Raw genomic sequence first — 12761 nt, 5'->3', positions numbered from 1 at the left:
GAGACCCGCCACGCTTCCCCGCACGTCATGTCGTCGTTACCGGACATTAAGACGACCTTGCGACCCTCACTCAATGCAGCCCGCTGTGCCCGCATCCCCAAATGGGAAAATTCCCCCCACTCCGGCCCTCTCCGACGCGCCCTTCCTGTCATCCACGCGGAAGAATGGGTCCATGAGTCAGCAGCCCGCCGAGGTACCGGCCCAGCACCCCCAGCCGTCCGTCGGTTCCATAGCCGCACACCGCCCGCACACCGTCGCGGCCACGGTGTCCGAGCTCGAACCCGATATCGACGCCGACCTCGACGCCTACGAGGAAGATCACGACGGCGAGGGCGCCGAACTGCCCCAGGGGCGCTTCCTCGACCGCGAGCGCAGCTGGCTCGCCTTCAACGAGCGCGTCCTCGAACTCGCCGAGGACCCCGCGACGCCCCTGCTGGAGCGGGCCAACTTCCTCGCGATCTTCGCCTCCAACCTGGACGAGTTCTTCATGGTCCGGGTGGCAGGCCTGAAGCGCCGCATCGCGACGGGTGTCGCCACCCGCTCCGCGTCCGGCCTGCAGCCCCGCGAGGTCCTCGACCTGATCTGGACCCGCTCCCGCGAACTCATGGCCCGGCACGCCGCCTGCTACCAGCAGGACATCGCCCCGGCGCTCGCCGACGAGTCGATCCACCTCATCCGCTGGCCGGATCTCACCGAGAAGGAGCAGGCGCGCCTGTTCACGCTGTTCCGGCAGCAGATCTTCCCGGTCCTCACCCCACTGGCCGTCGACCCCGCGCACCCCTTCCCGTACATCTCGGGTCTCTCGCTGAACCTCGCGGTCGTCGTACGCAACCCCGTGAGCGGCCACCGCCACTTCGCCCGCGTCAAGGTCCCGCCCCTGCTGTCGCGCTTCCTGGAGGCCTCCCCGCAGCGGTACGTCCCCCTGGAGGACGTCATCGCCGCGCACCTGGAGGAGCTGTTCCCCGGCATGGAGGTGCTCGACCACCACATGTTCCGGGTGACCAGGAACGAGGACCTGGAGGTCGAGGAGGACGACGCCGAGAATCTGCTCCAGGCCCTGGAGAAGGAGCTCATGCGGCGCCGCTTCGGCCCGCCGGTGCGGCTCGAGGTCGAGGAGTCAATCGACCCGTACGTCCTGGACCTGCTGGTCCGTGAGCTGAAGATCTCCGACGCCGAGGTCTACCCACTGCCCGGACCGCTCGATCTGACCAGCCTCTTCGGCATCGCGGCCCTCGACCGGCCCGAGCTGAAGTACCAGAAGTTCATCGCGGGCACCCACCGGGACCTCGCCGAGGTCGAGTCCTCGTCCGCGCCGGACATCTTCATGGCGCTGCGCGAGCGCGACGTACTGCTGCACCACCCGTACGACTCGTTCTCGACGTCCGTCCAGGCCTTCCTGGAGCAGGCCGCGGCCGACCCCGACGTGCTGACCATCAAGCAGACGCTGTACCGCACCTCAGGCGAGTCCCCGATCGTCGACGCCCTCATCGACGCCGCCGACTCGGGCAAGCAGGTCCTGGTACTCGTCGAGATCAAGGCCCGCTTCGACGAGCAGGCCAACATCAAGTGGGCACGCAAGCTGGAAGAGGCCGGCTGCCACGTCGTCTACGGGCTCGTCGGACTGAAGACCCACTGCAAGCTCTCGCTCGTGGTCCGCCAGGAGGGCGAGACGCTGCGCCGCTACTCCCACGTCGGCACCGGCAACTACCACCCCAAGACCGCGAGGCTGTACGAGGACCTGGGGCTGCTGACCGCGGACCCGCAGGTCGGCGCGGACCTCTCCGACCTGTTCAACCGGCTGTCTGGCTACTCCCGCCGCGAGACCTACCGCCGGCTGCTCGTCGCCCCCAAGTCCCTGCGCGACGGCCTCATCGCCCGGATCAACAAGGAAGTGGTGCACCACCGCGCCGGGCGCCCCGCCTACGTACGCTTCAAGGTCAACTCGATGGTGGACGAGGCGATCATCGACGCCTGCTACCGGGCATCCATGGCGGGTGTGCCGGTCGACATCTGGGTCCGCGGCATCTGCGCGATACGCCCCTCAGTCGCGGGCCTCTCGGAGAACATCCGGGTGCGCTCGATACTCGGCCGCTTCCTCGAGCACTCCCGGATCTTCGCCTTCGGCAACGGCGGCGAGCCCGAAGTGTGGTTCGGCAGCGCCGACATGATGCACCGCAACCTCGACCGCCGTATCGAGGCACTGGTACGGGTCACCGACCCGTCCCACCGCGCGGCCCTCACCCGTCTCCTCGAGACCGGCATGTCCGGCACCACGTCCTCCTGGCACCTCGGCCCGGACGGCACCTGGACCCGGCATGCGACGGACGGGGAAGGCCAGCCGCTGCGGAACGTACAGGAGATGCTCATAGACGCCCGGAGGCGCCGGCGTGCACAGCCCTGATTTCTCCCGGCACGACGTGGACGTCGTCCCGGCCGCCTGCCCCGCCCCCGTCACGGCGGGCGACGCGCTGGCCGGGTACCTCCATACGCAGGCGGGCGACTTCCTGCGCAGTCTGCGGATGCACACCGGGAGCGGCGCGGACACCGCGGGCGTGGCACAGGCCGCGGCCGCGCTGCGCCAGGCGTCCCGCCGGATCAGCGGGACGCTGCACACCTTCCGGCCGCTGCTCGACCCCTCCTGGGCGGACGATCTGCGCACCGAACTGGCCTGGCTGTCGGCGACGTTGGCCCAGGAGCACGCCTGCACCTCCAGGCTCTCGCGGCTGCTGGAGGCGCTGTCGCGGCTGTCGGGGGCGAGCCCGCTGCCACCGGCCAGGGGGGAACTGCGCCCGCCCGGCGCCGATGCCGCCACCGCCGCCCCGGAAACCACGGCCGCCGCGCGCCCCACAGGCAGCCTGACCGTGGGCGCCGCCCGGGCAGGAGCCCTGCTGGAACGGCAGCTGACACTGGCCCGCACCCGCGCCCACTCCGCCGCGCTCCAGGCGCTCGGCTCCTCCCGGTTCCACGCGGTCGCCGACTCCGTCGCCGTACTCGCCTCCGAGCTGCCGCTCGGCCCGATGGCCACCACCCCGGCCGCCGAGGCCCTGGCGCTGCCCGCCCAAAACGCCGAGCGGCGGCTGCTCGAAGCCGTGGCCGCCCTGCCGCTGGGCCGGGCCGCCCACCCGTACAACGCCGAGGCGCTGGTCCACGGCCTGGCCACCGCATCGGCCGAAGAGGCCCAGGACTCCCCCTGGCACCAGGTGCGGCTGCTGCTGCGACTGCACCGCTACGCCCAGGAGGTGCTCTACCCGCAGGCGGACCCGGTGCTCTGCCACGCGGGCCTGGTCCTGGACCGCCACCGCGACGCCGCCGAGGCCGCCGCGGCCGCAGCGACCGCGGCCCGTACGCCTCGCATCGCCCCGGCGACCGCGTACGCCCTGGGTGTGCTGCACGCCGACCAGCGGCACGAGGTGGAGGCCGCCCGGTTCGCCTTCCAGCAGGTGTGGCAGCGGGCGACGGAGCCGACGCCCGTGACGGCCCCATGAGAGACACACGGCAACCGATCCGGAAAGCCGCCCGTCAGGGACGGCTTCTACGAGGAGCAGCCGTATGAACAATGACTCGGTGGTTCTCGCGGCGGGCTGCGTTCTGTGGCGTCGCTCGCCCTGTGGCGACGGGATCGAGATCGCCCTCGTCCATCGACCGAAATGGGATGACTGGTCCCACCCGAAGGGCAAGCTGAAGCGCGGTGAGGACACCCGTGGCGGAGCAGTGCGCGAAGTGCTGGAGGAAACCGGCATGACGTGCGACCTGGGACCCGAGCTGCCCACCGTCTGGTACCAGGTCGAGGGCCGCCCCAAGGAGGTCCGCTACTGGGCTGCCGAGGCCACCGGCGGATCGTTCGAACCGAACCGGGAAGTGGATCGAATGGTGTGGCTGCCACCCGCTGAGGCATGCGACCGCCTGACACAGGACCGGGACAGGCAGCTCGTCTCCGCGCTCCTCGACACCCTTCACGTGACCAAGGACGGGCTGTAACCGACCCGTACGTGTCAACTGCTCGGGGGGCGGGCGATGCAGGAGCGCGAGTACGCCCTGGAGGGTCGCTCCGAGCTACGTGTATCGACAGGCGCACCGCGCCCAGCCATGAAACGATATTCGTCCCATCCCAATTCGTCATATCCCAAAGGCAGGTTTCAGTGCCGGGCAGGCACCGCGCGTTGCGCTGCCCGGCTGCCCACCGCGCGTCACATTGCGAAAGATCGCCCAGACATGGACGTTCCCCTCGACGCTCTTCACTCGGCGGTAGCTTGCCGGACCCCATCGACTCCCGGCACTCAGCTGCCCGACACGGTTCACCTTCCGTTCACTCTCTCCCGTCGGCGGCTTCACCTCTTCTGCCTAATTTCGGCCGTACACGGTGACCGGCGCAGTGCTGGTCCCCCCACCCCGACACACGCCGCCATAGAACGTGGTCAGACAACAGTCAGCGTCCGGCGGCTCTTGGAAGGAACACCCGAAGTGAAGCTTCAGCGCAAGAACGGCCTTCGCGCCACCGCGCTCGGTGCCCTCGCCGTGACCGGCGCCCTGGTCCTCACGGCGTGTGGTTCGGACGACAACGCCGGCGGCACCGGCGGCAGCGGCGAGAAGACCAGCGCCGCGTCCAACATCAAGTGTGAGGGCGCGAAGGGCCAGCTCCTCACGGCGGGCTCGAGCGCCCAGAAGAACGCCATGGACCTGTGGGTCAAGAACTTCCAGGCTGCCTGCTCCGGCGTCGAGATCAACTACCAGCCGATCGGCTCCGGCGGCGGCATCACCAAGTTCACCCAGGGCCAGGTCGCCTTCGCCGGCTCGGACTCCGCGCTCAAGCCCGAAGAGGTCACCGCCTCGAAGGCCGTCTGCAAGGGCGGCCAGGGCATCAACCTGCCCATGGTCGGCGGCCCGATCGCGATCGGTTACAAGCTGACCGGCGTGGACAACCTGGTTCTGGACGCCCCCACCCTCGCCAAGATCTTCGACTCGAAGATCAAGAAGTGGGACGACGAGGCGATCAAGAAGCTGAACCCGGGCGCCAAGCTCCCCAGCAGCACGATCCAGGCCTTCCACCGCTCGGACGAGTCCGGCACCACCCAGAACCTCGGCAAGTACCTCAGCGAGGCCGCCCCGGCCGACTGGAAGTACGACCCGAAGACGAAGTCCTGGCCGGCCGAGGGTGGCCAGGCTGCCAACGGTTCCTCCGGCGTCGCCACCGCCGTCAAGGACGCCGAAGGCGCGATCGGCTACTTCGAGCTGTCCTACGCGACCGCCAGCAAGATCAGCACCGTCAAGCTGAACACCGGCGCCTCCGCCCCGGTCGACGCGACCACCGAGAACGCCTCCAAGGCCATCGCCGCCGCCAAGATCAAGGGCACCGGCAATGACCTCGCCCTCGGTCTCGACTACAAGACCAAGGTCGAGGGCGCGTACCCGATCGTCCTGGTCACGTACGAGATCGCCTGCGACAAGGGCAACAAGGCGGACTCGCTGGCGACCCTGAAGGCGTTCCTCACCTACACGGCCAGCGAGGAGGGCCAGAAGGTCCTCCCCGACGCCGGCTACGCCCCGCTCCCGGCCGAGATCGCGGCCAAGGTCCGCGCGATCGTCCCGACCCTGTCCTGATTCCCGGCCGAGGCCGGTCCGTGCCGGACCGGCCTCGGCATCCGGTGCACCGCCGCCAGGAGCCCACCGGCTCCGCAGACCGGAGAGTCCAGATGGATACCACCACACCTACCGAAACGCCGCCCGCAGGGCGCGGCGGCATACCCACGTCCAGGGGCAGCACACGCCCCGGCGACCGGATCTTCCTCGGCCTGTCCCGTGGATCCGGAATCACCCTCCTGGTGATCATGGCCGCGATCGCGGTCTTCCTCACCTACCGGGCGGTCATCGCCATCTCCAAGGACGAAGCGAACTTCCTCACCACGTCCGAGTGGAACCCGGCCGGCACCCCACCGGTCTTCGGCATCGCCGTCCTGGCCTTCGGGACGATCGTCAGCTCGATCATCGCGATGCTGATCGCCGTGCCGATCGCGATCGGCATCGCGCTGTTCATCTCGCACTACGCGCCGCGCAAGCTGGCCGCTCCGATCTCGTACGTCGTCGACCTGCTGGCCGCCGTACCGAGCATCATCTACGGCCTGTGGGGCGCCATCTTCCTGGTCCCGTATCTCGCCGGCCTCAACCTCTGGCTGAACGAGTACTTCGCCTGGACCTACATCTTCGACAAGGCCAGTGACGGCCCCGCCCGCAGCATCTTCACGGTGGGCATCCTCCTGGCGATCATGATCCTTCCGATCATCACCAACGTCACCCGTGAGGTCTTCCTCCAGGTGCCGAAGATGCACGAAGAGGCCGCTCTCGCCCTCGGCGCCACGCGCTGGGAGACCATCCGGATGTCGGTGCTGCCCTTCGCCCGCTCCGGCATCATCAGCGCCTCGATGCTCGGCCTCGGCCGCGCGCTCGGCGAGACGATGGCCGTGGCCGTGGTGCTCTCCCCGAGCTTCATCATCTCCGGCCACCTGCTCGACCCGGGTGGCGGCACCTTCGCCCAGAACATCGCGGCGAAGTTCAACGAGGCCAATGAGTTCGGCCGGGACGCGCTCATCGCTTCCGGTCTGGTGCTCTTCCTCATTACGCTGCTGGTCAACGGCGCGGCACGGTGGATCATCGCGCGCCGCAAGGAGTACTCGGGGGCCAACGCATGAGCCAGTCAGCCATAAAGGACAGGCCCACTCCGGCCCCCGTTCCTCCCCAGGGCGGCCTCAGCGGCCGGTCCCTCCCCCGCTTGGCCCCGCTCGGGTTCGCGAACCTCTCCATCGGCCTCGGTGTCGGCGTCAGCATGGCGGCCGGCTGGGAGAGCCGCGTGCAGTGGGGCCTCATCTCGGCCCTCCTGTTTGTCGTCATCTCGTACATCGCGACCTCGATCGTCGAGAACAGGCGCCAGGCCAAGGACCGCCTCGCCACCAGCGTCGTCTGGGTGTGCTTCATCCTCGCCGTCATCCCGCTGCTCTCGCTGGCCTGGGTCACGATCAGCAAGGGCGTCAAGGTCCTCGACGGGTACTTCCTGAGTCACTCCATGAGCGGCGTCCTCGACGCCGACACCGGCGGCGGTGTCTACCACGCGCTGATCGGTACCATCGAGCAGGTCCTCATCGCGACCGTCATCGCCGCCCCCATCGGCCTGCTGACCGCGATCTACCTCGTCGAGTACGGCAGCGGCAAGCTCGCGAAGGCCGTCACCTTCTTCGTCGACGTCATGACCGGCATTCCGTCGATCGTCGCGGCCCTGTTCATCCTCGCCACCTGGAACCTGATGCTGGGCTTCGGGCCCTCCGGGTTCGCCGGCGCGCTGGCGCTCGCCATCCTGATGATGCCGGTGGTCGTCCGCTCCACCGAGGAAATGCTCAAACTCGTCCCCAACGAGCTGCGCGAGGCCTCCCTCGCCCTGGGCATCCCCAAGTGGCGCACGATCCTCAAGGTGGTCCTGCCCACCGCGATCGGCGGCATCACCACGGGCATCATGCTCGCGGTGGCCCGTATCGCCGGCGAAACGGCCCCCGTGCTGCTCCTCGTCTTCGGTACGAAGCTGATCAACAACAACCCCTTCGAAGGCGCCCAGTCCTCGCTGCCGCTGTATGTGTATGAGCAGTACGCCGTCGGCACCGACGCAGCGGTCGACCGCGCCTGGGCCGCAGCCCTGGTCCTGATCGCCTTCGTCATGATCCTCAATCTGGTGGCCCGCGGCATCGCCCGCTGGAAGGCCCCGAAGACCGGTCGCTGACCGCGGCCTTCTGAAAGCGAAGTGATTCACATGGCCAAGCGCATCGACGTCAGCGGCCTGACCGCCTTCTACGGCTCCCACAAGGCGATCGAGGACATCTCGATGACCGTGGAGCCCCGCTCCGTGACGGCCTTCATCGGCCCGTCCGGCTGCGGCAAGTCCACCTTCCTGCGCACCCTGAACCGCATGCACGAGGTCACCCCCGGTGGCCGCGTCGAGGGCAAGGTGCTGCTGGACGACGAGAACCTCTACGCCTCGAACGTCGACCCGGTCGCCGTGCGCCGCACGGTCGGCATGGTCTTCCAGCGCCCGAACCCCTTCCCGACGATGTCGATCTTCGACAATGTCGCGGCGGGGCTGCGGCTGAACGGCTCGTACAAGAAGAGCCGGCTGGCGGACGTCGTCGAGAAGTCCCTCAAGGGCGCGAACCTCTGGAACGAGGTCAAGGACCGGCTGAACAAGCCCGGCTCCGGCCTCTCCGGAGGCCAGCAGCAGCGCCTGTGCATCGCCCGCGCGATCGCGGTCGAGCCGGCCGTGCTGCTGATGGACGAGCCGTGCTCGGCGCTGGACCCGATCTCGACGCTGGCCATCGAGGACCTGATCGGCGAGCTGAAGGAGCGCTTCACGATCGTCATCGTGACGCACAACATGCAGCAGGCGGCGCGTGTCTCGGACCGTACGGCGTTCTTCAACCTGTCGGCGGTCGGGCAGCCCGGAAAGCTGATCGAGATAGACGAGACCGAGCGGATCTTCGCCAATCCGTCGGTCCAGGCGACCGAGGACTACATCTCGGGCCGCTTCGGGTAGTCACCCCGGTCCGTGGTGGCCGTGGGCCGGGGACGCTGATGGAAGTCACCCGGGTTCGTGGATGCCGTGGGCCAGGGGACGTTGGTGGTTGCTCCGAGTGGTGGGTTTCGCGGGCGACCCCCAGGCGCCGGTCGTGGGTTTCGCGGGCGAAGCGCCGCACCCCCACGGCCCCCTAGACCGTCTCGCGGTGCTGCATGGCGGTGCCACCGCAAGACGAAGGGCCCGCCCCTCTCTCCCAGAGGGGCGGGCCCACATATATATCCGCCCGGGTCTAGGGCGTGTTTTAGAAGTCGCTCCCCCAGAGCTTCGCCTGGGAGGTACCCCCACCCCGCGACGCCTGGCACGCGCACTCGCGGTGTTGTCGGAGTCGCCCAAGTACGTCCAGTACGAGGGCGATCCTCCGCCTTGCGATTGCACGCACCAGACGCCGCGGGGCCCGCCCTGCGGGCGGACGGCGCTACTTCTAAAACACGCCCTAGCCGAAGACCAGGTAGACCACGCCATAGCTCAGCGCAGCGACACACCCCGCCGCCGGCATCGTGATGAACCACCCCATGACGATGTTCTTCGCGACACCCCACCGCACGGCGTTCACCCGCTTCGTCGCCCCGGCACCCATGATCGCCGAGGTGATCACATGAGTCGTCGAGATCGGCGCGTGGAACAGATAAGCCGAGCCGAACATGATCGACGCCCCCGTCGTCTCCGCCGCGAACCCCTGCGGCGGGTCCAGCTCGATGATCTTGCGGCCGAGCGTCCGCATGATGCGCCAGCCACCCGCGTACGTACCCAGCGAGAGCATCATCGCGCAGGCGATCTTGACCCAGACCGGAATCGAGTCGCCCTGGTCCTCCACATCGGCGATGACCAGCGCCATCACCACGATGCCCATCGTCTTCTGCGCGTCCTGGAGGCCGTGACCGAGCGCCATCCCGGCCGCCGAGACCGTCTGGGCTATGCGGAAACCGCGCTTGGCCTTCGACGGGTTGGACTTACGGAACATCCACATGATCGCGACCATCACCAGATAGCCGAGGAGCAGACCGACGATCGGCGAGAGGAACATCGGGATGACGATCTTGTCGAGCACACCCGACCAGATCACCCCGGTCCCGCCCGCGAGCGCCGCGCCCACCATGCCGCCGAACAGCGCGTGGGAGGAGGACGACGGCAGACCGAAGTACCAGGTGACCAGGTTCCATACGATCGCGCCGACCAGCGCCGCGAAGAGGATGCCCATCCCCTGCGGGCCCGTGGGCGTCTCGATGATCCCTTCGCTGACGGTGTTGGCGACGCCCTGACCGAGGAAGGCACCGGCGAGATTCATGACCGCGGCCATCACCAGGGCCGCCCTCGGTGTCAGCGCGCGCGTGGAGACCGAGGTCGCGATCGCGTTCGCCGAGTCGTGGAAGCCGTTGGTATAGGTGAATCCGAGCGCGACACCAATGGTCACGATCAGCGCAAAGGTGTCCACGTGGTTCAGGACTCCTTGACCGCGATGGTCTCCACGGTGTTCGCGACATGCTCGAAGGCGTCGGCTGCTTCTTCGAGCACATCGACGATCTGCTTGAGCTTGAGCACCTCGATGGCGTCGTACTTACCGTTGAAGAGCGTCGCAAGGAGCTTGCGGTGGATCTGGTCGGCCTGGTTCTCAAGGCGGTTGACCTCGATCCAGTACTCGGTGAGGTTGTCCATGGTCCGCAGGTGCGGCATGGCCTCCGCGGTCAGCTCGGCCGCCCGTGCCAGCACCTCGATCTGCTGCTCGACACCCTTGGGGAGCTCCTCGACCTGGTAGAGCACGACCAGGTCGACGGCTTCCTCCATGAAGTCCATGATGTCGTCGAGCGACGAAGCGAGTTTGTAGATGTCCTCGCGGTCGAACGGCGTGATGAACGAGGAGTTCAGCTGGTGGAAGATGGCGTGGGTGGCGTCGTCACCAGCATGCTCCGCCGCCCGCATCCGCTCCGCGATCTCGGCCCGGGCGGATGCGTCCGCTCCGAGCAGTTCCATCAGGAGCTTGGAGCCCGTGACGATGTTGTCCGCGGATGCGGCAAACATGTCATAGAAGCTCGTCTCCCTGGGGGTCAGACGAAATCGCACGTGGGGTCCTCGGGATGCTCTGGATTCGGTCAGGCTGATGCTAGGCGCATCATCCGGCCACGGCTAACCGGCCGTCCACAGTCTCGCCCATTGACCAGCGTGATCAGCACGGGCCCCCGCCCCCCATCCGGCACGATTCGTTACCATATACCCACGAGGGGTATGCAGCCCATGTTTTTCGGACAAGTACAGCGGGACAACGGGAGGACGCGATGACAACCACCGAGGCGGACGGCCCCCCGGTCACGGACCACGACCACGGAGTGCACGGCTACCACAAACAGAAGGACGAACACCTCAAGCGCCTGCGCCGGATCGAGGGCCAGATCCGGGGACTGCAGCGGATGGTCGACGAGGACGTCTACTGCATCGACATACTCACCCAGGTCTCGGCGTCCACCAAGGCCTTGCAGTCCTTCGCGCTCCAACTGCTCGAGGAGCATCTGCGGCACTGCGTCGCGGACGCCGCGGTGAAGGGCGGCGACGAGATCGACGCGAAGGTCGAGGAGGCGACGAAGGCCATCGCCCGCCTGCTCCGTACGTGACCGGCAAGCGGCTGACACGCATCGTGGCCGATACGCACCGGAAACGGGGCGCGGCGACGGCGTCCCGGCCGCGCCCCTGGTCAATGCCTCATTGCTGCCCGGTCGAAGCAGATCGCTCGGCCGCCACTTTCAGCACCTCGTCGATACGGTCCGGGCTGAGCCTCTCCTCGTCCGCTGCGGACGCCGCGATGATCAACTCGCCACACAGCTCGATCTCGGCGAGGGCCACGTGGTCCTGGACGGTCGCAGTACTGGGCGGAGCCACGCGCATTCACCTCTTCCTGCCGGTGTCGACTTCCTAGCGTAGGGAGTGATGCACGGACCGCGCATGGCACGTCCGGACCATTTAGAGGGGCCTAAGCCCTGATCCTCCCGGCGTAAATGTCCCGTTCGTCCGGCAGACGCACAGACACCGGCGTCCCGAAGTCGTACAGCAGCGTGGTCGAGGTGACAGCGACCGTGCCGCCCCCGTTGGTGAAGCTGAAGCGATGGCGCACCTTGCGCAGCCGGCCCTCGTCGTCGAGATACGCGTCGAAGGGCACCGTGTCCGTGGCGAAGCCTTTCGCCGCCGCGGCCAGCGAGGCCCGCGCATGCGGTTCGGCGACCTGCGCGGCCCGGGCGATGTCGGTGATACCGCGGTAGTGGCGAACCGTCCGGCCCGCGAGCTTCTCCTCGCCGACGTAACTCACGCCCCGCGCGCTGCGCAGCAGTTCGGCGGCGGCGAGCGGATCGGTGGCCCCGCCCGTGACCAGGTTCCCGTCCTCCAGGGTGGTCGTGTCGACCCGTACCCACTTGTCGGCGGGCACGCCCGCGCCCCGGTTCTTCATATACAGAGCGCCCGGCGTCAGCAGTTCGGTGATCGGACGGTGCTGGTCCGCGCCCGCGGGATCCTTGGGCAGGACGACCGTGAGCTGCCCCATCCGCCGCTCGAAGTCGTAGCCTCCTTCGCCGCGGATCGTCACCCGGGTTCCGCCGGTGGCCATCTCCATGGACGTACGGGCCTTGGAACTTCCGGCACCGGCGAGCACATCCGCGGCCCTGAGCACCTCGTCGGTGTGATCGCCGCCGCGCCCATCGTCGGCGACGGCACCCCCGCCGACGGAGCAACCGCTGGTCGCCACGACCCCGAGTACGGCGGCCGCGACAGCGAAAGTCCCGCCCGTGCGCCTGTGCTGCTGCACCACCATCGCCTGCCAACCCCCAATACCGGACCGCTGCTTCTACGAGACCCCGCCCGCCCCGCATAACGACGACCTGGGCCCCTCGTCACGCGGGCGCCCGCGCCGGACGCCGCCCACGCACCGTGGAAAGGTGCACCGCGCCCACGTACCGTGGAGAGGTGCACCAGCAGGACGCCACCGAAGACCCCTCGGCCCACCACCACATCAGCACCGGTGAACGCGGATCCTTCGCACTCGCGCGCTGCACCTGCGGCTGGACCGGCCCGGCCCGTCGTTCGAGAGAACGGGCGCGTACGGATGCCGCAGTGCATGTCGAGTTCCGGACCTCGCCCGCCGGGACCGACCAGTAGCCCCCCGGGGGCTACGAAA

At 68.3% G+C, this 12761-nt stretch carries 13 protein-coding genes; 9 read left to right on the top strand and 4 right to left on the bottom strand.

The genetic code is table 11. The annotated features are described in order from the left end of the window. The first annotated feature begins 172 nt into the window (after positions 1-172). The 7 genes from OG905_RS21715 to pstB all read left to right on the top strand — a co-directional run bounded on the left by OG905_RS21715 (position 173) and on the right by pstB (position 8566). On the top strand, positions 173-2401 hold the full coding sequence (locus tag OG905_RS21715) for an RNA degradosome polyphosphate kinase (protein ID WP_328675456.1): 2229 nt from the start codon (positions 173-175) through the stop codon (positions 2399-2401). Then, positions 2388-3485 (top strand): CHAD domain-containing protein, encoded by a 1098-nt coding sequence (locus OG905_RS21710; protein ID WP_443043967.1) that lies wholly within the window; start codon positions 2388-2390, stop codon positions 3483-3485. The genes OG905_RS21715 and OG905_RS21710 overlap by 14 nt, the downstream gene beginning before the upstream one ends. A 64-nt stretch (positions 3486-3549) precedes the next feature. Continuing rightward, complete coding sequence (locus tag OG905_RS21705; RefSeq protein ID WP_328675454.1) at positions 3550-3978, top strand: NUDIX hydrolase; 429 nt, start codon at positions 3550-3552, stop codon at positions 3976-3978. Positions 3979-4461: 483 nt separating this feature from the next. Continuing rightward, positions 4462-5598 (top strand): phosphate ABC transporter substrate-binding protein PstS, encoded by a 1137-nt coding sequence (gene pstS / locus OG905_RS21700; RefSeq protein ID WP_328675453.1) that lies wholly within the window; start codon positions 4462-4464, stop codon positions 5596-5598. Between the two features lie 92 nt (positions 5599-5690). Next, positions 5691-6683 (top strand): phosphate ABC transporter permease subunit PstC, encoded by a 993-nt coding sequence (gene pstC / locus OG905_RS21695; protein WP_328675451.1) that lies wholly within the window; start codon positions 5691-5693, stop codon positions 6681-6683. Next, positions 6680-7759, top strand: coding sequence for a phosphate ABC transporter permease PstA (gene pstA, locus OG905_RS21690; RefSeq protein WP_328675449.1), 1080 nt, complete (start codon positions 6680-6682; stop codon positions 7757-7759). Before pstC ends, pstA begins: the two co-directional genes overlap by 4 nt. 30 nt (positions 7760-7789) lie before the next feature. Continuing rightward, entirely contained in the window at positions 7790-8566 is a 777-nt protein-coding gene (gene pstB / locus OG905_RS21685) for a phosphate ABC transporter ATP-binding protein PstB (protein ID WP_328675447.1), read from the top strand. A 475-nt stretch (positions 8567-9041) separates the two neighbouring features. Here the strand turns inward: pstB and OG905_RS21680 are convergent, their stop codons facing one another. Further along, positions 9042-10040: an inorganic phosphate transporter gene (locus OG905_RS21680; protein WP_328675445.1), complete on the bottom strand. Its 999-nt coding sequence runs from the start codon at positions 10038-10040 to the stop codon at positions 9042-9044. A 5-nt stretch (positions 10041-10045) separates the two neighbouring features. Then, positions 10046-10666 (bottom strand): DUF47 domain-containing protein, encoded by a 621-nt coding sequence (locus tag OG905_RS21675; RefSeq protein ID WP_327324529.1) that lies wholly within the window; start codon positions 10664-10666, stop codon positions 10046-10048. A gap of 212 nt (positions 10667-10878) precedes the next feature. Between OG905_RS21675 and OG905_RS21670 the strand changes: the two genes are divergently transcribed. Further along, positions 10879-11211, top strand: coding sequence for a metal-sensitive transcriptional regulator (locus tag OG905_RS21670; RefSeq protein WP_328675439.1), 333 nt, complete (start codon positions 10879-10881; stop codon positions 11209-11211). A gap of 88 nt (positions 11212-11299) precedes the next feature. Here OG905_RS21670 and OG905_RS21665 read toward each other — a convergent pair whose 3' ends face one another. Together OG905_RS21665 and OG905_RS21660 are read right to left on the bottom strand one after the other, a co-directional pair. Then, a complete protein-coding gene (locus tag OG905_RS21665) occupies positions 11300-11482 on the bottom strand; it encodes a hypothetical protein (RefSeq protein ID WP_328675438.1) in 183 nt (60 codons plus the stop codon). An 85-nt stretch (positions 11483-11567) separates the two neighbouring features. After that, the gene (locus OG905_RS21660; protein WP_328675435.1) at positions 11568-12398 is read right to left on the bottom strand and encodes a hypothetical protein; all 831 of its coding nucleotides are present in this window, start codon (positions 12396-12398) and stop codon (positions 11568-11570) included. Between the two features lie 152 nt (positions 12399-12550). On the opposite strand from OG905_RS21660, the gene OG905_RS21655 reads away from it, so the two are divergent. Beyond that, positions 12551-12742 carry a hypothetical protein gene (locus OG905_RS21655; protein WP_328675433.1) on the top strand — a complete coding sequence of 64 codons (192 nt, stop codon included), beginning with the start codon at positions 12551-12553 and terminating at the stop codon, positions 12740-12742. The last annotated feature ends 19 nt before the right edge of the window (positions 12743-12761 follow it).

Source organism: Streptomyces sp. NBC_00322 (assembly GCF_036147535.1).
Classification (GTDB): domain Bacteria; phylum Actinomycetota; class Actinomycetes; order Streptomycetales; family Streptomycetaceae; genus Streptomyces.
Note: the sequence above shows the minus strand (reverse complement) of the source record. Positions and strands in the feature narration are given on the sequence as shown.